This window comes from Polynucleobacter victoriensis (assembly GCF_900187875.1).
Classification (GTDB): Bacteria; Pseudomonadota; Gammaproteobacteria; order Burkholderiales; family Burkholderiaceae; genus Polynucleobacter; species Polynucleobacter victoriensis.
Window position 1 is genome coordinate 295884 of sequence record NZ_FYEX01000002.1, and the last position, 22116, is coordinate 317999.

At 43.4% G+C, this 22116-nt stretch carries 19 protein-coding genes; 10 read left to right on the forward strand and 9 right to left on the reverse strand.

The annotated features are described in order from the left end of the window. Window positions 1-70: 70 nt before the first annotated feature. Window positions 71-1438: a transglycosylase SLT domain-containing protein gene (locus tag CFR83_RS07830; protein ID WP_088813502.1), complete on the reverse strand. Its 1368-nt coding sequence runs from the start codon at window positions 1436-1438 to the stop codon at window positions 71-73. After that, window positions 1438-2250 (reverse strand): hydroxyacylglutathione hydrolase, encoded by an 813-nt coding sequence (gloB, locus tag CFR83_RS07835; protein WP_088813503.1) that lies wholly within the window; start codon window positions 2248-2250, stop codon window positions 1438-1440. Before gloB ends, CFR83_RS07830 begins: the two co-directional genes overlap by 1 nt. Before the next feature lie 16 nt (window positions 2251-2266). Between gloB and CFR83_RS07840 the strand changes: the two genes are divergently transcribed. From CFR83_RS07840 to dnaQ, 5 genes are all read left to right on the forward strand, one after another. Continuing rightward, a complete protein-coding gene (locus CFR83_RS07840) occupies window positions 2267-3094 on the forward strand; it encodes a class I SAM-dependent methyltransferase (RefSeq protein WP_088813504.1) in 828 nt (275 codons plus the stop codon). Further along, complete coding sequence (gene rnhA, locus CFR83_RS07845) at window positions 3087-3551, forward strand: ribonuclease HI (protein ID WP_088813505.1); 465 nt, start codon at window positions 3087-3089, stop codon at window positions 3549-3551. The genes CFR83_RS07840 and rnhA overlap by 8 nt, the downstream gene beginning before the upstream one ends. A gap of 94 nt (window positions 3552-3645) precedes the next feature. Continuing rightward, the gene (locus CFR83_RS07850) at window positions 3646-4878 is read left to right on the forward strand and encodes an efflux RND transporter periplasmic adaptor subunit (RefSeq protein ID WP_088813506.1); all 1233 of its coding nucleotides are present in this window, start codon (window positions 3646-3648) and stop codon (window positions 4876-4878) included. Next, window positions 4875-7976 carry an efflux RND transporter permease subunit gene (locus CFR83_RS07855; protein ID WP_088813507.1) on the forward strand — a complete coding sequence of 1034 codons (3102 nt, stop codon included), beginning with the start codon at window positions 4875-4877 and terminating at the stop codon, window positions 7974-7976. The genes CFR83_RS07850 and CFR83_RS07855 overlap by 4 nt, the downstream gene beginning before the upstream one ends. 22 nt (window positions 7977-7998) lie before the next feature. Further along, on the forward strand, window positions 7999-8691 hold the full coding sequence (dnaQ, locus tag CFR83_RS07860; protein ID WP_088813508.1) for a DNA polymerase III subunit epsilon: 693 nt from the start codon (window positions 7999-8001) through the stop codon (window positions 8689-8691). A gap of 60 nt (window positions 8692-8751) precedes the next feature. Here dnaQ and CFR83_RS07865 read toward each other — a convergent pair whose 3' ends face one another. From CFR83_RS07865 to CFR83_RS07890, 6 genes are all read right to left on the reverse strand, one after another. Further along, a complete protein-coding gene (locus tag CFR83_RS07865) occupies window positions 8752-9174 on the reverse strand; it encodes a DUF4395 family protein (protein ID WP_088813509.1) in 423 nt (140 codons plus the stop codon). 92 nt (window positions 9175-9266) lie between these two features. Beyond that, the gene (locus tag CFR83_RS07870; protein ID WP_088813510.1) at window positions 9267-9629 is read right to left on the reverse strand and encodes a diacylglycerol kinase; all 363 of its coding nucleotides are present in this window, start codon (window positions 9627-9629) and stop codon (window positions 9267-9269) included. 1 nt (window position 9630) lies between these two features. Further along, entirely contained in the window at window positions 9631-10323 is a 693-nt protein-coding gene (locus CFR83_RS07875; RefSeq protein WP_088813511.1) for a phosphatase PAP2 family protein, read from the reverse strand. A gap of 2 nt (window positions 10324-10325) precedes the next feature. Continuing rightward, complete coding sequence (locus CFR83_RS07880) at window positions 10326-11939, reverse strand: phosphoethanolamine transferase (RefSeq protein ID WP_088813512.1); 1614 nt, start codon at window positions 11937-11939, stop codon at window positions 10326-10328. A gap of 60 nt (window positions 11940-11999) precedes the next feature. Further along, window positions 12000-13424 (reverse strand): oxygen-independent coproporphyrinogen III oxidase, encoded by a 1425-nt coding sequence (hemN, locus tag CFR83_RS07885; protein WP_088813513.1) that lies wholly within the window; start codon window positions 13422-13424, stop codon window positions 12000-12002. 90 nt (window positions 13425-13514) lie between these two features. After that, window positions 13515-15008 carry a CoA-acylating methylmalonate-semialdehyde dehydrogenase gene (locus CFR83_RS07890; RefSeq protein ID WP_088813514.1) on the reverse strand — a complete coding sequence of 498 codons (1494 nt, stop codon included), beginning with the start codon at window positions 15006-15008 and terminating at the stop codon, window positions 13515-13517. A gap of 130 nt (window positions 15009-15138) precedes the next feature. On the opposite strand from CFR83_RS07890, the gene CFR83_RS07895 reads away from it, so the two are divergent. Next, window positions 15139-15354 carry a hypothetical protein gene (locus CFR83_RS07895; protein ID WP_088813515.1) on the forward strand — a complete coding sequence of 72 codons (216 nt, stop codon included), beginning with the start codon at window positions 15139-15141 and terminating at the stop codon, window positions 15352-15354. A 27-nt stretch (window positions 15355-15381) separates the two neighbouring features. Here CFR83_RS07895 and CFR83_RS07900 read toward each other — a convergent pair whose 3' ends face one another. Continuing rightward, the gene (locus tag CFR83_RS07900) at window positions 15382-15870 is read right to left on the reverse strand and encodes a DUF1178 family protein (RefSeq protein ID WP_088813516.1); all 489 of its coding nucleotides are present in this window, start codon (window positions 15868-15870) and stop codon (window positions 15382-15384) included. A 159-nt stretch (window positions 15871-16029) separates the two neighbouring features. Between CFR83_RS07900 and CFR83_RS07905 the strand changes: the two genes are divergently transcribed. The 4 genes from CFR83_RS07905 to CFR83_RS07920 are packed head-to-tail and all read left to right on the forward strand — an operon-like array spanning window position 16030 to window position 22093. Continuing rightward, complete coding sequence (locus CFR83_RS07905; protein WP_088813517.1) at window positions 16030-17325, forward strand: TolC family protein; 1296 nt, start codon at window positions 16030-16032, stop codon at window positions 17323-17325. 1 nt (window position 17326) lies between these two features. Then, window positions 17327-18679 (forward strand): efflux RND transporter periplasmic adaptor subunit, encoded by a 1353-nt coding sequence (locus CFR83_RS07910; RefSeq protein WP_088813518.1) that lies wholly within the window; start codon window positions 17327-17329, stop codon window positions 18677-18679. A gap of 1 nt (window position 18680) precedes the next feature. Beyond that, window positions 18681-21776 (forward strand): efflux RND transporter permease subunit, encoded by a 3096-nt coding sequence (locus CFR83_RS07915; protein ID WP_088813519.1) that lies wholly within the window; start codon window positions 18681-18683, stop codon window positions 21774-21776. Further along, entirely contained in the window at window positions 21773-22093 is a 321-nt protein-coding gene (locus CFR83_RS07920) for a P-II family nitrogen regulator (protein ID WP_088813520.1), read from the forward strand. Before CFR83_RS07915 ends, CFR83_RS07920 begins: the two co-directional genes overlap by 4 nt. Window positions 22094-22116: the final 23 nt, after the last annotated feature.

Sequence of the window (22116 nt, forward strand, 5' to 3'; positions counted from 1 at the left end):
GCTGACTTGGGTCTGACACATCAGGGATTCACCCTAGGTAGGCCGTCTAAATTCGCCTAAATTCTTGAACTTAATTAGATTTTTTACTGTTAGAGGCGACCTTTGACTCGGCCTTATTTTTTGGCTTGCTGGTAGCTTTTTTATTGGCGCCACTGTTTGAAGCGGTTTTTTTAGCCCCACCTTTATCTCCCGCACCTTTTTTCTTGGCGCCCTTTTTCTTCGCTGCCACCTCTTTCTCCAGGAGCAACTGGGTTGTATTGTTGGCTAAGTGTTCTGGCACATCTTTACTCTTACCCACTTTAGGCACGATCACTGTAGAGCCAGCCTTGATCCTCATCCCCTTAGGAATGTCATTGATTTCACGAATTTGATGGGCTTCCACATTCAAGCGTGTTGCCAATTGATCAACAGTTTCCCTTGCCCCCAAACGTATTGCCGTCCAAGAAGATAAACGGCCCTTATAGGCATTCATATTCTCTTGAAAGGATTGAGCACGGCCATAAGGAAGCAAAATCTGCGGCTCACTAGCACCGAGTATCACAGGCTTATTAAACGATGGGTTCATGGCGCGAAACTCTTCAACTGTCATTCGAGCGAACTGCGCTGCCAAGCTCACGTCCACATCTTTAGAGGTAGTCACCACTACAAAGTAAGGATGGTTTTGAAGTTTAGGGAGCGTTAAACCATAAGCTTTTGAATCAAGCACGATTTTTTTGACTGCCAATAACTTCGGAACATAGTTACGCGTCTCATCTGGCATCTTTAAGTTTGCATAATCTGTTGGCAAATTCTGCGCTTGATTACGCTTAATGGCCTTACTAACATTGCCCTCACCCCAGTTGTATGCTGCCAAGACCAACTGCCAATCACCAAACATTTTGTAGAGGCGTTGCAGATAGTCCAATGCCGCATCAGTCGACTGAATCACATCACGACGCTCATCTCTGAATACGTTTTGCGTCAGCTTAAAATCTTTACCAGTAGCAGGCATGAACTGCCACATACCAGAGGCCTTTGCTCTGGAATATGCGCCGGGATTAAAAGCACTTTCGATAAATGGCAAAAGTGCTAATTCCATAGGCATCTTGCGACGCTCTACCTCTTCAACAATATAAAAGAGATAACGGGAAGAACGAGACATCATGCGATCAACATAATCAGGTCGATCGGCATACCAGCGCACATGTTTAATTACCAACGGATCGTCTGCAACTTCTAATTCAAAACCATCACGAATTCGATCCCATAAATCACTGTATGGCGCACTCAAAGAATCAACGGATTCTTTATCAATATTAACTTTTGGCGCCCGCTTAGCTTTGGTGGATTTATTAACATTTGGAACATCACTGCTCCACTCCTGAGATGTTGTTGCACACCCAGTAAAAACTAATGCCACGAGTAGTGGCAAAGTAATTTTCAGTGCGCGCGTCCACATCACTTAAAGACATCCTTCCAAGCGCGTAGGGCGGCAAAAACACTCACCGGGCCTTGGTCACTTAGCGTTACTTGAGTTGATACAGAACGAATCACCGATGAATACTCACATCTTAAAAAAGGGTTCACACGCTTCTCGTGTGCAATAGTGGTTGGCACCGTTGGCTTACCAACTTTTCTTAAAGCTTGCGCTCTTGACTGCCAATCCAACAAATCTTGGTTATCTGGTTCAACAGCCAAAGCAAATTTTATATTAGATAAGGTGTACTCGTGAGCACAATGCACCAGTGTGGTTTCAGGCAGATTTTTTAACTTAGTTAAGGAGTCAAACATTTGTGTAGCCGTACCCTCAAATAGACGACCACAACCAGAGGCAAATAATGTGTCACCACAAAACAAATGTTGAGTAGAGCCATTATTTAAAAAGTAAGCAATGTGCCCTGCGGTATGTCCTGGCACCCCCATCACCCAGAACTCAGGGACGAATGGCGCAATGTGTAAGGTGTCACCCTGCATCAAAGGGTCACTAACATTAGGAATGTCTTCTAAAGCTGGGCCATACACAACAGGTGCATGTTGTTGACTGGTGCTAGCCCATGTCAATAAATCAGTGATTCCACCCACATGATCAGCATGGTGATGCGTGATTAAAATAGCTTGCAATCTCAATTGATGCTCTTTTAAATAAGCAATCACAGGTTGCGCATCACCTGGATCAACAACTACGGCACAATGACCATCTGACACTAACCAAATATAGTTATCGTCATATGCCGCAATCGGTTGAACTTGTAATATATTTTTAGCAGGCATCACAATCAAATCATTTATGAGTCAAGCTAAGCCTACTTCAACAGTTAAAGCACCCTGGACATCTTGGGATGCATGGCTAAGCTCGCCCCCAGGACAATATGTCTTGGAATGGGAACAGACTCAATTTGACCACATTGTGAGCGATATATTTGGCTACCATGCACTACAAATAGGCTTACCTCAACTGCCAGCGCTCAAAGAAAACAGGATGCCGCTACAGATGATTTTGAGAGCGCCGCACGATAAACCCGGCGACCACACACCAGATTCTTGGCACACCATCAACGGCATACCCGAAGAATTACCCTTTGCAAGCCAAAGTATCGATTTGGTAGTTTTGCCTCATGTCCTTGAATTTGCAGACAATCCTCACGCCGTTTTAAGAGAAGTCAACCGCATTTTGATGCCCGAGGGACGCGTTGTGATCTCTGGCTTTAACCCAGCAAGCCTTTGGGGATTAAGACAATATTGCAGTCACCTGATTGGTCAACCCTATTTGCCACGTGAGGGTAAGTTCATTGATTTATTAAGAATCAAAGACTGGCTTAAATTACTCGACTTTGCGGTTGATCGCGGTCGTTTTGGCTGCTACCGCTTACCACTCAGAAGTGCATCAGGCATGCAAAAGATGGGCTTTTTAGAAAAAGCGGGCGATCGCTGGTGGCCAGTTTTAGGCTCAGTATTTATTGTCTCAGCCATCAAACGCACCTCTACCCTCACCTTGGTGGGTCGAATTGAGAAAACCTCGCCAGCAACACAGGCACAATTGAACCCTGTGGCTAACTTGGGTGGTCACCAACAACAAACCTCCTTCAAACCTCCGCTGAAAGAAATCAATGACTGAAGCAGCCCCAACCAAAGGCAAAGTAACCATCTATACAGATGGCGCCTGCAAGGGCAATCCTGGCCCAGGTGGCTGGGGGGTGGTATTGAAATCAGGTGACAAAGAAAAACATTTGTACGGCGGCGAGACCCTTACTACCAATAACCGTATGGAAATGACCGCCGTCATACAAGCTCTCAAAGCTCTAAAGCTGCCCTGCCATATCAGTCTCTACACAGACTCCAAATATGTCATGCAAGGTGTTACAGAGTGGATGGGAGGTTGGAAAGCCAGGGGCTGGAAAACTGCTGGGAAAGATCCCGTTAAAAATGTCGATTTATGGCAAGAAATTGATCATCTTTTAGGCAAACACGAAATTGATTGGCACTGGGTCAAAGGTCATGCTGGCCACCCTGGCAATGAACTAGCGGATGCCCTTGCTAATAAGGGCGTTGAAGAGCATTTGAAAAAATCCTAGAGCCCTCTTCAATCTGAGCTAAAGCACCTCGAATGTGCGAGAATAAACGCATAATTAATAAGGAGATTGGGCTGTCATAGCCCCGCCCACCAATATGCAATTAATCGATACATTGAAACAAAAAACGATGGGGTTGGCATGCAAAGGATTTGCGTTGATCAAGTCCACCATCAAAAAGATTAATCTTCCAAAAATATTAGCTTGGGCATTGAGTCATAAAAAACATATTGCAGTGGCAATCGCTCTTATTTATGGCGCCAACTACGCCATCAATTATTTTTTTCCAAAAAGTAAAAGTGCAGCGCCTACTCAGTTAGTTACAACAGCGGTTGTACAAAAGTCGAGCATTCCAATCATCATCGAAGCAACAGGAAATATTGTTGCTGCAAATATTGTTGATATCCGCCCACAAACCACTAATGTAGTGAGCAAGATTCATATTAAAGAAGGCCAAACAGTTAAAGCAGGCGATTTACTGTTCACCTTAGACGACCGCGCTAATAAAGCCAATTACGAAAAGGCAAAAGCTTTGGCAGACGATGCCACTCGCCAATACAAGCGCTCGCTAGAACTGATTGAAAAGAAATTCATCTCACAAGCTGCCGCAGATACATCTAAAGCCAATATGCAATCAGCTGAAGCCAGCGCTCGCGCCGCGCAAGTTGCTCTTAGCTTTGATCACATCCGCTCACCGATTGCTGGTCGCGCAGGCGTGATCAATGTATTCCCTGGCACATTGGTGCAAGCTGGAACAAACATATCAACAACAAGTAGCGCCACAGCCACAAGCACTACCGCGGCGATGGTGACCATCACTCAACTTGATCCAATCAATGTTCAGTTCACTGTCTCAGAAAAAGAAATTCCTTTGATTTTGGGTCAGCGTGATGAAGCCGATGAGTTAAGCGTTACCGTTGATCTAGGTGGCACCAATGCCCCAGTCGAAGGCAAAGTTTATGTTGTAGATAACCAAGTAGATCCATCAATTGGTGCGGTACGCGTGAAAGCTCAAGTGAGCAATAAAGATGGTGCAATGATTCCGGGGCAATTTGTCAGAGTCAAACTAAAAGCAAAAACTCTCAAAGATGCTCTAGTTGTTCCAACTCAAGCAGTCGTTACCAACATCAATGGCAACTTTATGTATGTGGTTCAGCCTGGCGACACGGTGGACCTCAAACCAATCAAAGTGATCTACCAGTATCAAGGTCAAACGGTTGTTAGTGGCATTAACGAAAACGACAAAATTGTGGTCGAGGGCAAACAAAACCTTCGCCCTGGTGGCAAGATCAAAGAAACAAAAAACGCTGAAAAAGCAAAAGAACAATGAATATTTCAGAACTATGTATACGCCGTCCCGTGATGACGGCTTTGCTATCTATGGCAGTAGTCCTAGCTGGCACAGTTGCGTACTTCAAAATTCCAGTTGCCGCCCTACCCAGCTTTAATACCCCAGTCATACAAATCACAGCCAATTTACCTGGTGCCAGCCCTGAAAATATGGCGTCATCAGTGGCGCTGCCACTTGAGAAAGAATTCTCAACCATTGATGGCATCACAGTTATTAGCTCGACCAACTCTTTGAGCTCTACGCGCATCACACTAGAGTTCAATAATGACCGAGATATCGACAAAGCTGCTGTAGACGTTCAAGCTGCGCTATTGCGTGCGCAAAAGCGTTTACCCATTGAAATGACAACGCCACCTTCTTATAGGAAGGTGAATCCCGCTGACGCTCCAGTATTAATCATGACCATGACGTCTCCATCCATGGATTTGTCAGAGCTTAGCGACTATGCAGAGAATTTAATTTCTCCAACGCTATCGACCATCGATGGCGTGGCCCAAGTGATCGTATACGGTGAAAAGCGTTACGCCGTTCGTGTACAAGTTAATCCATCACTATTAGCAACCAAGAATCTAACCATTGATGATGTAGCTAATGCTATCAATGCCGCCAACTCTAATACACCAGTGGGTGTATTAGATGGCCCAAGACAACAATTAACCATTTATGCCAACCCACAAATTGTGCGTGCAAGCGACTATGGCAACTTAGTTATTTCGCAAAAGAGTGGTTTACCGATTCGTTTAAAAGATGTTGCTAATGTTCAAGAAAGTTACGAGTCGGTTAAAACCTTAGCAGCTTATAACGGTGAACGGTCTATTGCGATTGCGATCCTAAGACAACCTACCGCAAACTCAGTGAGTGTGGTGGATGCCATCAGAAAGATGGTTCCTCAATTTCAGCAACAAATGCCATCGTCTGTAGAAATCAATTTATTGATCGATCGCTCTGCATCTATTCGTGAATCAATCCATGATGTGAACTTCACCCTACTACTCACGATTGCTTTGGTAGTGATGGTGATTTTCTTATTCTTAAAACATCTTGCAGCAACTATCATCCCAGCACTCAGTTTGCCCATCTCATTGATTGGCGCTTTCTCAATCATGTATTGGCTGGGTTACAGCTTAGATAACGTTTCTTTACTGGGTATCACCATTGCAGTTGGTTTGGTGGTTGATGATGCGATTGTGGTTTTAGAAAACATCATGCGCCATATTGAAAACGGTATGGCACCACTCCAGGCAGCCCTCAAAGGTAGTCGAGAAGTAAGTTTCACAATTGTTTCGATTTCAATCTCTTTGGTCGCTGTATTTATTCCAATCTTCTTTATGCCAGGACCGATTGGCTTATTGTTTAGAGAGTTTGCTGTTGTGGTGTCATTATCTATTTTGGTGTCCGCTGTGATGTCACTCACACTAGTGCCCATGTTGTGTAGCAAGTTTTTAAAGACACACAACGCCAAAGATAAAGTTCATGACTACCCAATCATCATCAAATTTGATGAGTACTTTAATTTAGTCACCTCTCATTATGAAAAAGCCTTGGATTGGGCTTTAGCCAATCAAAAGAAAGTACTGCAAGGTGCTCTTGCAACATTTGTTCTGACCATTGCCTTGTTTGTGTGGAGCCCTAAAGGGTTTTTCCCAGAAGAAGATACTGGGCAGCTATTTATCACCACAGAAGCAGCAGAAGACATCTCATTTGCCGGCATGCTTGAATTACAAGATCAAGCTGCAGCAATTGTTAGAGCTAATCCTAATATTGATAGCTTGGTATCAATTCTGGGCGGTGGAGCAAGCACTGGTAGCAATACAGGCCGGATGTTTATCAACTTAAAACCACGCAGCGATAGAAAGAACATGAAAAATGTTCTAGAAAGTCTGCGTAAAGATTTGGCTGTGATTCCAGGTCTTGCCGTGTACATGCGCCCTATTCAGAACTTGCAACTAGGTGGCAAAGTCACCAAGAGTCGCTATCAGTATATCTTGCAAAGTGTTGGTTTCGAAGGTGTGAACGAATGGTCCAACAAGGTTGTCGAGAAGATGCGCTCTGATGCCATCTTCCGCGATGTCACGACCGACTCACAACTCAAAGGCCTGCAAGCCAAAATCGACATTGATAGAGATAAAGCCGCCAGCGCAGGAGTCACCATTGCTAACATCAGAAATGCCTTGTATTCAGCATATGGTGAGCGACAAGTTTCAACAATCTATACAAGCGTTAATACGTATCAAGTCATTTTAGAAGCAGGCGCAGAATACAAGCGCTACGAAAGTGATTTAAACGGCATATATGTGCGCGGCAGAAATAGCGATCGATTGGTACCACTATCGAGCATTGCTACAGTTACTCGCGCAATTGGTCCAACATCAGTGAACCACCAAGGACAAGTTCCAGCGGTAACGATTTCGTTTAACTTAGCTCCTGATGCAGCTTTGGGTGATGCCACCAAAAAACTAGAGCAGTTTGTGAAAGATATTCAACTACCACCAACAATTATTACTAGCTATGGTGGTGATGCGGCGGTCTTCCAAAGCGGACAATCCAGTCAAATTATTTTGCTCTTAGCAGCCGTATTAGTCATCTATGTGTTGCTAGGCATCTTGTATGAGAGCTATATCCACCCCATCACCATTTTGGCTGGCTTACCATCGGCTGCGATTGGGGCATTGGTATTTTTACGAATCTTTAACTTAGAGCTAACAATCATTGCCATTATTGGTATTTTGTTACTGATTGGTATTGTCAAGAAGAATGCGATTTTGATGATTGACTTTGCCTTAGATGTGCAACGCCAACACAATCAATCTCCTCGCGAAGCGATACGAACTGCATGCTTAATGCGTTTTAGGCCAATCATGATGACAACCATGGCTGCTTTGATGGGCGCACTACCGATTGCACTAGGCCTAGGTGCTGGCGCAGAACTCAGACAACCTTTGGGCGTGGCAGTAGTTGGTGGCTTACTGGTATCTCAAGTGGTGACCTTATTGATTACGCCTGTGATTTATTTATATCTTGATAAATACAGCGGCACAGGTCCTATGGACATCCCCGCTGAGATGCTAAAAGACTGATTGAGATTTTTAGAAAGTATTCATGCGCCAAATTATTCTTGATACTGAAACAACTGGTTTAAACCCACTCACAGGTGATCGCATCATTGAGATTGGTTGCTTGGAAATGATTGATCGTCGCCTGACTGGCAACAAGCTACATCACTACATCAACCCTCAAAGAGACATTGACCCTGGTGCTGTGGCGGTTCATGGCTTAACAGTTGAGTTTTTATCAGACAAACCTGTGTTTGCAGATGTGGCTGATGAAATCATCACCTTTTTGAAAGATGCTGAAATCATTATTCATAACGCCCCCTTTGACGTTGGCTTTTTAGATGCAGAATTTGGTCTTCTTAAGCTAGGCAAGATGAATGACTATGTTGCCAAGGTAATTGATACCCTTAAAAATGCCCGAGACATGTTCCCAGGCAAAAGAAATTCTCTAGACGCTCTATGTGAGAGATTTCAGATCAGCAATGAACATCGCACCCTACACGGCGCTTTACTAGATGCCGAGTTATTAGCCGAAGTTTATTTAGCTATGACCCGTGGTCAAGAAGATTTAATGATTGACTTAAACGGTTTAGAAGCTGATGGCGCTCACGCCAAACGCAAACCTTTACCGACCAATTTAGTGATTCAACTAGCTAGCATTGAAGAGCAAGAGGCTCATGAGGCTTACCTAGAAGGTGTTGCCAAGGCTGCCAAAAAACCGCCTGTTTGGAATACATAAATCCTACAGTGAATATTAAAAATGCCGCAATTGCGGCATTTTTTATTTTCTGGTGAATCGTTATTGTGGTGGGAATAATTTATACCAGTAGCCATAAGACCAACAAGCCACGCAAAATGAAAACGCCCACTCAAGCGTTGAAAAGACAACTAATATGCTTGTGGGCACCTTCCATAAATCAATACCCATAAAAAACAAAACACTGGCAACTGTTGCAGCAATAAATAAAAGCTTATTGGCAAACATTTTTGCGCCAGCATTTTCTTTTTTGCCAGCGATATTCATGGCAGTCATAATTTTTGTGAAAAGGCGATGAGATGGGCACTTGTAATGACCAAAGAACCCTCTGATAAAACCCATTAGAGCCAACACCGGCAATAAATATGGAAAGCCTAACAATGCAATTACACAGAAAGAAAAGGTAATAAAAGCCTCTAGTCTTGCAACATTGGCATTCACTGGGGGTATATCAAAACGTAACACTCAAACCTCACTCAGTAGTTATTTTTTTAATTATGAGCTGATTTTTCCAAAAATTCTCTATGGAATTGATCTGAATTTGATCTTGAATAAGATCAGAGAAAAATAGCTAACCAAACACCAATTAACTGAACCAAGCCAAGAAGTACTGCTGCACTACCGATATCTTTGACGATTTTTGAGAGTTCATGGCGCTCACTAGAAATACGGTCAATGGTTTTCTCTAAACCCGTGTTAAGAAGCTCAATGATGATCACCAAAGTGGCACTACCGATCAATAGAATTTTTTCAATTTTGCCTGGTCCAAAATAAAGTGCGCAGACGACCAAAATCGGGAATATGGTTAACTCAACCTTGATAGCCTCCTCAGACTTCCATGCAGCCAACAGCCCATCAACGGAGTATTTAAATGCTCCAAGCAAGCGACGCTGTAATAAACCAAGCAGAGGTTTCAACATATCAAGATCCTTTATAACGCTCTGCATCTGGCAGAGCTTTCAAGCAATAAGCTAGGATGATACCAATTGCCCAGGCAAACCAAGCTGTCCACAAAACATGTGAAAAGAAATGAGCTCCTTGAGCCATGCGCGCAACACCCATCAGCAAGCCAAAGAAAATTGCGACATAAAAGAAGAACTTTGCCAATTTAGGCTGAATACCCCATAAAGCAATAGCCCAGGTAAACCACATAAAACCACCCGCCGCATGACCTGCTGGAAAACACTGTCCACGTGGATACTGAGAATCTAGTATCTCAAATAGCCCCGTATATGGAATAGCCCCACCAAACATGTCAAGGCTCCATGGGCAATGTTTGTTGGTGAGATGCTTTAAAAGGGCCACAACCGCCGGAATCAAAATAACCCCTAAGATCCCAACTAAGGCATGCCTTAAAGTAAAAGTATCTTTTGATTTTTTCAAAAACCAAAGTGATACCACGATAGATGCAACACCTGTGACGTACATTGCAGTTTTAAGACCGTGATGCAAAACTTTAGTAAAAAAATCTTGGTCTTTAAATGGGAATTTGCCTAATTCAGGACTGAAGAAATATTGCACTAGCCAGATATCTAATGATGTGAACTCAAAGACCCCAAGCAATAACAACCCTGAAATCAACAAAATCAATAACTGACGATTAAACCAAGTCATGATTATTTTTTACACTTTGCCGTGAGATCCCAAGCGGGGTCGTACACACTCGTGCTGATGTTCATAAAACCTAAAACAGTATGAAATAGATTGTCATGGTGCGCAGGCTCTTTGGCACGTTGCATCAAGCACTCTTTAGAAAACTGGTTTTGCTTCATGTACTGCTCAGAAACCCACCAAGTCATAGGAGGACGTGTTTGCTCTTTAGGTGCAATCGAGTAGGGCAAGCCATGTAAATAAAAACCGCCCTCACCTAAAGATTCGCCATGATCAGAAACATAAATGAAGACCACATTTCTGGTTTCTTTGGCTTTTAATAAATCAATTGCTTTAGACAAAATATGATCGGTATAAAGAATCGCATTGTCATAGGCATTAAAAATCTCTTGCTGCGTGCAACGGCCCAAATCAGAGCTGGCGCACACAGGCTTAAATTTTTCAAATGCTTGTGGGTAGCGCGCGTAATAAGCTGGGCCGTGGTTACCGAGTTGATGTAACACCACCACTTGATCACCGCTTACCTTCTTAATAGTCGCCTCAAGACCTCTTAATAGGGTCTCGTCATAGCATCCAGTAGCAGGACAAATATCAGGCGTTCCTAGGGTTTTAGCATCAATGCTTTCCAAGCCTTTGCAAACACCTTTGCACCCTGACTGATTATCAATCCAAGTAACCGGCACCCCTGCGCGAGAAATTAAATGTAATAAAGACTCTGTAGAACGGATTTTCTTTTCATCGTATTGTTTTCTACCCAAAGCAGAAAACATACAAGGCACAGAAACCTCAGTATTAGTGCCGCAACTCACCACATAAGGGAAGTTAATCACATCCTGCTTGGCAAGATTGGGGGTGGTTTGTCTTTCGTAACCTGAGAGCCCCCAATTGGCTGCCCTCACCGTTTCACCAACCACTAACACCAATAAAGTTGGCTTAACACCGGCTTTTGTATTCTTAACGGCATCTTCACCTAATGGCAATAATTCTTTCTGAGCCTCAACACCTGTATCAAATACCACGCGAGGCGTTGAAATCAAATAACTCATTGGCAATACCAAGTGACGGATTTCCTTGTTGTTTCTCATGGTCGCTGAGAAATTCTTAAACACCGTCATGAAGCTTGCTAAAGCAATCACAATAGCCAATAAGATCATGCCAAATTTAAGAGTCAAACCCTTTAACAAGGTTTGTTGCTTTACCTTAAAACATGACAACAATAAGATGCCTGGCACACCATAAATCAAAAAGTGCAAAGCCAAAGATGGGGTAAATAACTCTCTGGCTTCTGCATGATTAGTGCTGAGAATATTTCGGACCATGGAGGTATCAAAAAATACTCCATATTTTTTGGCAAAAAAGTCTGCAGAAACACCTGTCAATAAAATAATAATTGCCGTAGCCACGGCAATTGGTCTGTAGATCAATAAACTCAATATGCCAAATTGAAATGCTGTAACCCCAACGGCTACTGCGGCAATAAATGTGAAAACCTCGAATGCACTACCAGATTGGGTGTTAATTAATGCAGCCCATAAAGACTGATTTAAAAATAAAGAGAAGTAAGTGGCAAGAATGAGAATGAGCCATTCAAGGCGAATGTTAAAACTCGGATAGCGCATAAGATATCTCAAACCCCTTTTGTAGAGCCTTGATTATAAGTTCTATTTAAGAAAGAATGATTACACGACTTTAGAGTAACGGGCATGCGTTTTTGCATCCCGCAAGTGGCGGTCAAAAGCCATTGCAACACGTCTCACCAAGAGGCGGCCCTTGGTTGGCACATAAATTTTTCGACCCTGCCACTCCAGTAAGCCAGCCTCTTCAAGCTCTTTGAGTTCTGGCAACTCTTTTGCAAAATAAGTATCAAAATCAATTTGATGATTTTTAGCGAATTCATCAGTATCTAATTCAAACTGACACATTAATTCGCCAATTAATTGTCTTCTTAAAATGTCGTCCTTATCAAGCTCTAGACCACGCATAGTCGGCAATTGCTGATGGTCAATAGCATGGTAGTACTCATCCAAAGTCTTTAGGTTTTGTGGGTATGTGTTATCAACCTTACCAATTGATGAAATACCAAACGCTAATAGATCACACTCCGCTTGTGTAGAGTAACCCTGGAAATTACGATGCAGGCGACCTTCTCTTTGAGCAACTGCCAATTCATTATCTGGCTTTGAAAAATGATCCATACCGATGAACACAAACCCTGCCTGATTGAGCTGATCAATCGTATTGGCCAATATGCTGAGCTTATCCTTAGCCACAGGTAAATCATCTTCTGCAATACGACGTTGTGGCTTAAAGATAGTTGGTAGATGAGCGTAGCTATAGACAGATAAACGATCTGGATCCATGGCAATCACAGCATCCACAGTTTCTTTAAAAGTTTCTGGTGTTTGCTTAGGAAGACCGTAGATCAAATCCACACTCACAGAATTAAAGCCATGCTTTCTGGCCCAATCAATCACTGCTTTTGTTTCTTCTACACTTTGCACGCGATGCACAGCTTGTTGCACTTCTAAATTAAAGTCTTGCACACCCAAACTGATGCGATTAAAGCCTAACTCTGCCAATAGGGAGATATCAGCCTCACTCACGCGCCGAGGATCAATTTCAATCGAGTACTCTCCACCCTCTTGCAATTCAAAATGCTCACGGGTGTGATGCATTAACTCACGCATTTCTTCGTGCGATAAAAATGTCGGCGTACCACCACCCCAGTGCAACTGGGTCACTGGTATTTTTTTATTGGAACAGCCCATGACATCCGTCACCATTTTCATTTCTTTGGCCAAATACTTAATGTATTTAGCGCTGCGACCATGATCTTTGGTAATGATTTTGTTACATCCACAGTAGTAACAAATATTGGGGCAAAACGGTAAGTGGTAATACAAAGAAATAGGCTTGCCAGTTTTGGCAGTTCTTTTCAGAGCCTCGATGTAATCCTGTTGACTAAATTCACCATGAAATCTGTCCGCAGTTGGATAAGAGGTGTAGCGTGGTCCATTGATATCAAAACGCTTGAGCAACTCAGGCTGAAATAATGGCTCGCCCACACTAGGGCCCACAGAGGTAGAAGATGCTGAAAAGTTCACGGGGGTTATTTTAACCCCCGTGTTTTCTGAAGTGGCTAGAATTGACTAAAAACTGAGCTAAATCAAATAACTAGCTCTAAATTTAGGCTTTTAGCCATTCACTGGCATTGTGAAACTAGGTCCTTGAGTGATGGTTTCTGGCCAACGTTGAGTCACAGCCTTCATGCGGGTATAAAAACGCACCCCTTCTGGACCATGCACATGATGATCTCCAAATAGGCTGCGCTTCCAACCACCAAATGAATGGAAGGCCATTGGCACTGGAATTGGTACGTTCACACCGACCATGCCCACTTGGATGCGACTCACAAACTCTCTGGCTGTATTGCCATCTCTTGTAAAAATTGCCGTGCCATTACCAAACTCATGATCATTGATCAACTGAATCGCTGTGGCCACATCATCCACACGCATCACGCTTAATACAGGCCCAAAGATTTCTTCTTTGTAGATAGTCATATTAGGTTTAACGTTGTCAAACAAACAGCCACCTAAGAAGAAACCCTCTTCACAGCCAGGCACTTTGAGATTACGACCATCTACAACTAGCTTAGCGCCTTCTTTAACTCCAGCATCAACATAACCCTTGACCTTCTCTAAATGAACTTTGGTAACAAGTGGGCCCATCTCGGCGCCTGGCTTCATACCATTATCAATTTTGAGAGATTTAATACGTGTAGATAATTTTTCGATCAAGGCGTCAGCGACGTTACCCACAGCTACTGCTACTGAGATAGCCATACAACGCTCACCAGCAGAACCATAAGCAGCACCCATCAGGGCATCAACTGCTTGATCTAAGTCTGCATCAGGCATCACCACCATGTGGTTCTTAGCGCCCCCTAAGGCTTGTACACGCTTACCGTTTTTCGCTGCAGTCTCATAGATATATGCGGCAATGGGTGTCGAGCCAACAAAACTCACAGCCTTCACATCAGGGTGTGCCAATAGAGCATCTACTGCAGTCTTATCACCATGAACGACATTGAAAACACCTTTGGGTAAGCCAGCCTCTTCTAACCATTTAGCCGCCAATAAGGTAGCTGATGGATCACGCTCAGAAGGTTTTAAAACGAATGTGTTGCCACAGGCAATTGCCACTGGATACATCCACATCGGCACCATCGCTGGGAAATTAAAAGGAGTAATACCTGCACAAACCCCAACTGCTTGGCGCATGGTCCAAGCATCCATACCCTTACCTATTTGCTCGGTGTACTCACCCTTTAATAACTGAGGAATACCACAGGCGAAATCAACCACTTCTAAACCACGCTGAATTTCACCCTTGGCATCTTCAAATGTTTTGCCGTGCTCTCTGGTGATAACTTCTGCCATCTCATCGATGCGCTCTTCAATAATCGCCTTGAAGTTAAACATCACCTTCGCGCGTCGCGTGACAGGCGTGGTCGACCAAGCAGGAAAAGCAGCTTTAGCAGCAGCAACTGCTTTTGCAACGCCCTCAGCGTTCGCCAACTCAACTTGACGTCTGACTTGACCCGTGGCCGGTTCAAAAACTGGGGCAGTAGTACCGCCGAAATGAGTGACCACACCATTGATATGGTGTCCTATTGTTTCTGACATTTTGTCTCCTACTTGTTTTATATTCTTAGGGTTACCACTTTATCAAGATTCTATCTAATTGGGTATTTTTAGGTTTTTTCTCATTTTTTGCGGGCTTGGACTGACTTTAGGCCAATTGTCTGGCTGCGCCATGGTGGCAGCCTACCCAGTGACTGCAGTCAGCGTTGGTTCTGCCGCAACCACTGGCAAAAGTCTGACTGATCACGCTGCCTCAGAAAGTACTGGGCACGATTGTTCAGTAATGAGGGTTTTTGATGGTCAGCCAGCTTGTGAAAAACGCCTGAAACCAAGCGATGTGCCGGTGCAAGATTACAGTCGCAAGCAAAAGCTTGTGCCTGCGAACTAAATTAGACTTACCTGTCCAAGTACAGGTTTATTGCAGGGTGTCTTTAAGGGCAGGCAAGATAGGTAGAGCCACTACTTCTATGCCCTCTTCACGCAATTCTGCAGTTTCATCAGCAGTAGCGTGGCCACGAATACTTCTTTCAGGAGCTTCACGGTAATGAATTTTTCTAGCTTCTTCAGCAAAGTCATTACCAACATCTTCAGTCTTACTAATTAGTTCACGCATTGCCTTCATCACAGTAGCCTGAACCTTGGCTTGTAAATTAGCTTGCTCTTGGCCAGTTAAGACCATTGAATTACCCATACTGACACCCTCTTCTGGTGCAGCAACTGGCGCGAGCTCCCTATTTGAGTGCTTGGCAATTCTTGGCGCCGATGGCAAGCGCGATACTTCATGACTGTCACATACCGGGCAGGTTAGTAAACCGTTTTCTTGTTGTTCTAGAGCATCCGCTTCAGAAGCAAACCAGCCTTCAAAGTGGTGATCTAAATGACAAACGAGGTTATAGACTTTCATGGAATTCGATTGATGTTTTTAATAAGTGTTGCAAAAAGCGTAGTTTTTTTACTAATAATGAAATTGTGCCATAAAGCCCCGATAAGACTAGGGATTATCCCTATGAGAAATCTGCTATAAATACTACAAATATTTCAAATAAAAAAGATAAGCAAATACATGCATTTAACTACTCAAAGAATTGAGCAACAGCAAGTGCTGAAATGCTTCCTCACAAGCTTATTCTGTTCGCTGATTTTTTTTGGCCCATCCGCTAACTCACAAACCAAAAAAACGCACTCATTGGATGACTTAATCCAAATTGCAATCAACTCCAATCCAGAAATACTGGCTGCCAGAGATCAAGCTAAAGCCTACAGTGGGCAATTAAGTGCGGCTAGAGCAATTCCTAACCCTGAATTTGAGGGCGTTAGGGGTCAGCAAAAATTACGTTCAGATAACAGCAGGATTGGATCAACCTCATCTTGGTCTGTTACTCAACCACTTGATATGCCCTATACCAGGATACCTAGGGTGAATGCTGCAGAAGCTCAATTGCAAGCTAGTGACGCAATGAGAATAGCCAAAGAATTTGAAATTATTTCGAAAGTTAAAAATCGCTATTACGACTACATGCGCCGCCAAGAAGAACTCAAGGCTGCAAATGAAGATATGGAGTTAACGCGACAAATACGTGATCGCATTCAACTCAGGTATCAAGTGGGTGAAACAGCCAAGTTTGAATTAATTAGAGCTGAAACTGATTACTTAAATGTGAAGATGGTGGCACAAGCCAGCCAATCAAGACTTAATCAATCAAAATCGCAACTAAGACAAGCTGTTGGTCCGCAACTACCTCAGAACTTTGAAATTACTATTGCGCCTTTCAAAGAAATTGAAATTCCCCCCCTACCTGCACTAGTTGAAGAAATTAGAAACCAAAATCCTGAACTGACCAGAGCTAAGGCAGAGTTGGCAAGTGCTGAATCAAAATTAAGCCTAGAACAAAATTCCAGACTACCTAAACTATCTTTAAAAGCACAGCAAAGTAATGAGCCAGATTTTAAAGATCGAAGCTATGGTGTTGTGGTCACTATTCCAATCTGGGATTGGCGTATTGGTCAAGTCAGAGAAGCAGCAGCCAATGTGTCTCGTGCAAAAAACATGCTGAACTATGAGTCTCAGAATATTGAGACTCAGATTGAATTGGCTTATCAACAGTTTGAGACCATCAGTTACCAAGTCAAGACTTTAGAAAATGAGGTGATTGTTCAGGCAGCTGATGCCAGAAGGATTGCGGAAGCATCATACAGACATGGCGAACGTGGCATGCTTGAGTATCTAGATGCTCAAAGAACATTTAGAGCAGCACGCGCTGATCTAATCAGAGCTAAATACGAATTGGCTCTTATCTCCATTGAGATCGAACGCCTTAGATCAAATCCAAAAACATTATCCAAGCTACTAGAGCAATAATATGAGACTACCCAACCTTCCTAAGCTACATCTTGATGCTATCAAGCAGATAACATCTACTGGCTATGTCTGGGCAATTAACCAATCAAAACTGGTTATCAACACCATTAAAAATTTTCAAGAGCAGGCTAATAAAAATACTCGTGCTTGGTTAAGCACAACCGCCCCCATCATCTTGGAATTGTTCGACAAGCTACCTAAGTTTGTTAGGAACATTGCCCCATTCTTACCGTGGACTTTCTTACTCGTATTTACATTGAATTTATTTGATGTTTTTGAAAAAACTCCACAAGCCATCAAAGCACAAGATCCAAGCATTGTGATCATTAACCCTGAAGTACAAAAAATGATTGCAGAAGGTGAAGCGGTGATTGGGCCTTATATCGAAGTTATTCGAGTTTCAGGCCGCATTGATTTTCATGAATCTCATCTCGCAAGAATCGGCGCCAACGTCACAGGTCGAGTTGCTGAAATGCATGCCATACCTGGCCAAATCGTCAAGCAAGGTGACATACTGGCACAGATCACATCCACGGAGCTCACACAATCGCAATTAGCTTATTTAAAAGCCAGAAATGCAAGCGATCTGGCTGAGCGTGCAGCTGAACGTGCTCGCATCCTATATAAAGAGGATGTGATTGCTTTAGCAGAAATGCAACGAAGAGAATCTGAAGCAAGCAATGCAAAAGCTGAATTAAGAGCCTCACAAGATCAGTTGATTGTGCAAGGCATGAATAAAGCAAGCATCAACCGTTTAGCAAAAACAGGCGTAATTGAATCAATCAACAATGTCACAGCAACCATACCGGGCGAAGTTGTTGAAAGAAAAATTAATAAAGGGCAAGTTGTACAACCATCTGATGCCCTGTACACGATTGCCAATTTAGATATCTTGTGGGCTATTGCACAAGTACCAGAAACCAATGCCCCACTGATTAAGAAAGGGCAAAAATCTGAAATCCAAGTCAGTGCACTCAACAATAAAAAAATTGAGTCTGAGATTTCTTATGTGAGCTCAATTGTTAATCCTGAAACAAGAACTGTGGTGGTGCGTGCTGAAATTGACAACACCAATCGTCAGTTAAAGCCTGGCATGCTAGCCACCATGTTAGTTGAAAGCGAACCTGTCGATATTTTGACAGTTCCATCCGAGGCGATTGTGCGTGACGACAACACAGATCACGTGTTTGTAAAAGTTAATAATGAAACATTCAAGATGGTTCACGTCAAAGCAGGTCCTGAAGGTAAAGGACAGCGCCCCATTTACTCTGGGATTGAACCAGGCCAAGTAATTGTGATCAAGGGTGCCTATCACCTCAATACCGAACGCAAAAGACAATTGAGCGGCGGTTAATATGATTGAAAAAATTGTTCGTGCCGCACTACAGCAGCGCATCCTAGTTGCAGTCATTGCAACAGTGATGTTGTTTGTGGGATTGATGGCAGTAAAAAAGTTATCTGTTGATGCCTTCCCGGATGTCACCAACGTTCAGGTTCAAGTAGCAACCGAAGCTCCTGGCAAATCACCCGAAGAAGTAGAACGATTTGTCACAGTGCCTATTGAAATTGGTATGACGGGTCTACCTGGCTTAGTAGAAATGCGCTCTCTTAACAGAAATGGCATATCTATTGTTACTTTGGTATTTACCGAAAAAACTGATATCTATTTCGCTAGACAATTGGTGATGGAGCGCTTGTTAGAGGTCATGCCTAAAATGCCATTAGGCATCTCTCCTGTGATGGCACCCCCATCAACTGGTTTAGGTGAAATCTATCAATACACCATCGAACACCCAAGTGATGCGAATCGAGAGATTCCTGTTGACGAGTTAGTGGAGCGTCGCCTAATACAAGATTGGGTTGTGCGCCCCATGCTTAGATCCATTCCTGGCGTCGCAGAAATTAATACCCAAGGTGGCTACGCCAAACAATACCATGTGCTAGTTAACCCAGATCGCTTAAGACACTATCAAATCAATCTAGAAGATGTGTACAGCGCCTTAGCTAGAAACAATGCCAACTCAGGTGGTGGACAACTACCAGTTTATGCAGAACGATACCTCATCCGCGGTATTGGTTTAATTGAAAAACCAGATGACATTGGTCAAATCATTCTTAAAGAGGTTCGCGGCACACCTGTCTATGTAAAAAACGTTGCTGAAGTCACTATCGGCACAGAAATACGACAAGGCGCCATTATTAAGAATGGCACCACAGAAGCAGTCGCTGGCATTGTGCAAATGAACCGTGGCGCCAACGCGAGAGAGGTTGTTAATCGCGTTAAAGCCAAAGTCAAAGAAATCAATGAGCGCAAGCTCTTACCAGACGGCATGCAAATCGTGCCGTTTTATGACAGAACTGACTTAGTCAATGCCGCAATGTTTAACGTTGCCAAGGTATTGATTGAGGGCATCATCCTTGTAGTGATTGTGCTATTTGTATTTTTAGGCGACGTTCGATCATCATTGATTGTGGTGGCTACACTAGTACTCACACCGCTCATCACCTTTTTAACCATGAACCACTATGGCATTTCTGCCAATTTGATGTCTTTAGGTGGTCTAGCCATTGCGATTGGCATCATGGTCGATGGCTCGGTGGTAGTGGTTGAAAACACCTTCGCCAAACTAGGAGAGCGCCTCAAACAAGGCGAATCAAAGAATCGTATTGTGCTCGAAGCTGCCACTGAAGTTGGCACCCCAGTACTGTTTGGCGTAGGCATCATTATTTTGGTATTCATGCCACTCCTAGGCTTAGAGGGCATGGAGGGCAAAATGTTTGCGCCCCTGGCACTCACCATTGCGATTGCGCTCACTATTTCTTTAATTTTGTCATTCACACTCTCACCAGTGATGTGCTCATATATCCTTCAGGGTGGAGCAGAACATGACACCAAGCTAGTTGCCAAACTCAAAAAACCATACATGCAATGGTTAGACTGGTGTTTGCAAAACCCCAAACTAGTGGTTAAACGTGCACTCATTGGTTTGGCTGTTAGCTTGGTTGGCTTTGTATTGTTAGGCAAATCATTTATACCGGTGATGCAAGAAGGCTCCATCACACCCGTGATTGTGAGAGCTCCAAATATTTCATTAGATGAGTCAATCAAGCTTGAATTTGAAGCTTTAAAAAGAATCATGACCATCCAAGGGGTTGAAAAAGCCGTATCACGACTTGGTCGCGGCGAATCTCCTGCTGACCCTGGGCAACCGAATGAATCCGACCCGATTGTTTCACTCAAACCACAAGGGGATCGGAAGCTATCGCAAGAGGAAATTGCCAATCAAATTCGTGAAAAACTCAAAACCCTACCTGGTATTGAGCTAGCCATCTCTCAACCAATTGCTGCACGCGTGGATGAAATGGTCTCCGGCGTCAGATCACAAGTTGCCGTTAAGATTTTTGGCGATGACCTCGAGCAATTAAAGAAACTCGGGGCGCAAATTGGCTTAATACTTGCCAATACATCAGGTGGCACTGACTTACGTATTGAACAAGTATCTGGCCAAAACTATCTAAATATCAAAATTGACCGTGATGCGATTGCAAGGCACGGTATTAACGTTTCAGACGTCAATGATGTTATTGAAACAGCCATTGGTGGCAAAGAAGCCAGCATGGTATTTGAAGGAGAAAGAAGATTCCCCTTGGTGTTGCGCTACCCAGCCCCTTATCGTGAAAACGTGAGCGCTATTGAAAACATCACATTGCGATCACCCAACGGCGCTTTGGTTCTGATGAGAGACCTAGCCAAAATTAGCATTATTGATGGCCCCTCACAAATCTCCAGAGAATCTGGCAAGCGCCGCTTGGTAATTGGCGTGAACGTCAATGGTCGAGATTTGGGTGGTTTTGTTAAAGAAGCACAAGACAAAATTGCCAAAGAGGTTTCATTACCAAATGGTTACACCCTAGACTGGGGTGGTCAGTTTGAAAACATGCAACGCGCTATGTCACGCCTCATGATCATTATTCCACTGACTATTTTGGCGATTTTCTTCTTGCTGTTCATGCTATTTAAATCAATCAGATTGGCTGGCTTGATTATTCTGGTTTTACCATTTGCTTCTATTGGTGGAGTATTTGGTCTGCTAATTTCTGGTGAATATTTATCAGTTCCTGCTGCGGTAGGATTTATCAATCTATGGGGCATAGCGGTACTTAATGGTGTGGTGCTGGTGTCATTCATCAAGCAACTGCGAGAAGACGGCATGGGCTTAAAAGAGGCTCTGATTGAGGGTTGCACTCACCGCTTTAGACCGGTGATGATGACCGCTTGCGTGGCCATGTTAGCCCTTGTACCGATGTTAATTTCAAGTGGCCCAGGCTCAGAAGTCACTAGACCCTTGGCTGTTGTTGTCATTTTCGGCCTGATCACATCCACATCACTCACATTACTGGTCTTGCCAGTTCTTTATGGCTGGTTTGAAGAAAAGGAAATTGAAGCATGAAAGAAATTAAAGCAATCATCCGACCCAATAAGTTACCCTTATTGCGTAATAAGCTTATGGAAACCCCAGGCTTTCCTGGGATGACGATCTCTAAGGCCGAAGGCTGCAGCGCCCCCAACAAGGTCAATAAAAGTAGCATCAAAGATGAGCTAACTGACTACACGCAAAAGACAAGAATTGAAATCGTGTGCCCTGATGAGGTGGCAGATCAATTGATGGATGTGATTATTTACGTATGCCAAACAGGTCAAATTGGGGATGGCATCGTTTGGATGACCACTATCGATAAGGCAAGCTTTATTGCTAAATCCAAATAAAGCAGTGAATTGATTACTGCTTT

What these genes read in the sequence shown, in the direction of transcription:
- CFR83_RS07850 (WP_088813506.1), top strand. Translation starts at nt 3,646, where the DNA reads ATGCAATTAATCGATACATTGAAACAAAAAACGATGGGGTTGGCATGC.
- CFR83_RS07915 (WP_088813519.1), top strand. Translation starts at nt 18,681, where the DNA reads ATGATTGAAAAAATTGTTCGTGCCGCACTACAGCAGCGCATCCTAGTT.
- CFR83_RS07910 (WP_088813518.1), top strand. Translation starts at nt 17,327, where the DNA reads ATGAGACTACCCAACCTTCCTAAGCTACATCTTGATGCTATCAAGCAG.
- CFR83_RS07870 (WP_088813510.1), bottom strand. Translation starts at nt 9,629, where the DNA reads ATGTTGAAACCTCTGCTTGGTTTATTACAGCGTCGCTTGCTTGGAGCA.
- CFR83_RS07905 (WP_088813517.1), top strand. Translation starts at nt 16,030, where the DNA reads ATGCATTTAACTACTCAAAGAATTGAGCAACAGCAAGTGCTGAAATGC.
- CFR83_RS07855 (WP_088813507.1), top strand. Translation starts at nt 4,875, where the DNA reads ATGAATATTTCAGAACTATGTATACGCCGTCCCGTGATGACGGCTTTG.
- CFR83_RS07920 (WP_088813520.1), top strand. Translation starts at nt 21,773, where the DNA reads ATGAAAGAAATTAAAGCAATCATCCGACCCAATAAGTTACCCTTATTG.
- CFR83_RS07900 (WP_088813516.1), bottom strand. Translation starts at nt 15,870, where the DNA reads ATGAAAGTCTATAACCTCGTTTGTCATTTAGATCACCACTTTGAAGGC.
- rnhA (WP_088813505.1), top strand. Translation starts at nt 3,087, where the DNA reads ATGACTGAAGCAGCCCCAACCAAAGGCAAAGTAACCATCTATACAGAT.
- gloB (WP_088813503.1), bottom strand. Translation starts at nt 2,250, where the DNA reads ATGCCTGCTAAAAATATATTACAAGTTCAACCGATTGCGGCATATGAC.
- CFR83_RS07880 (WP_088813512.1), bottom strand. Translation starts at nt 11,939, where the DNA reads ATGCGCTATCCGAGTTTTAACATTCGCCTTGAATGGCTCATTCTCATT.
- CFR83_RS07895 (WP_088813515.1), top strand. Translation starts at nt 15,139, where the DNA reads ATGGTGGCAGCCTACCCAGTGACTGCAGTCAGCGTTGGTTCTGCCGCA.
- CFR83_RS07875 (WP_088813511.1), bottom strand. Translation starts at nt 10,323, where the DNA reads ATGACTTGGTTTAATCGTCAGTTATTGATTTTGTTGATTTCAGGGTTG.
- CFR83_RS07840 (WP_088813504.1), top strand. Translation starts at nt 2,267, where the DNA reads ATGAGTCAAGCTAAGCCTACTTCAACAGTTAAAGCACCCTGGACATCT.
- CFR83_RS07830 (WP_088813502.1), bottom strand. Translation starts at nt 1,438, where the DNA reads ATGTGGACGCGCGCACTGAAAATTACTTTGCCACTACTCGTGGCATTA.
- dnaQ (WP_088813508.1), top strand. Translation starts at nt 7,999, where the DNA reads ATGCGCCAAATTATTCTTGATACTGAAACAACTGGTTTAAACCCACTC.
- CFR83_RS07890 (WP_088813514.1), bottom strand. Translation starts at nt 15,008, where the DNA reads ATGTCAGAAACAATAGGACACCATATCAATGGTGTGGTCACTCATTTC.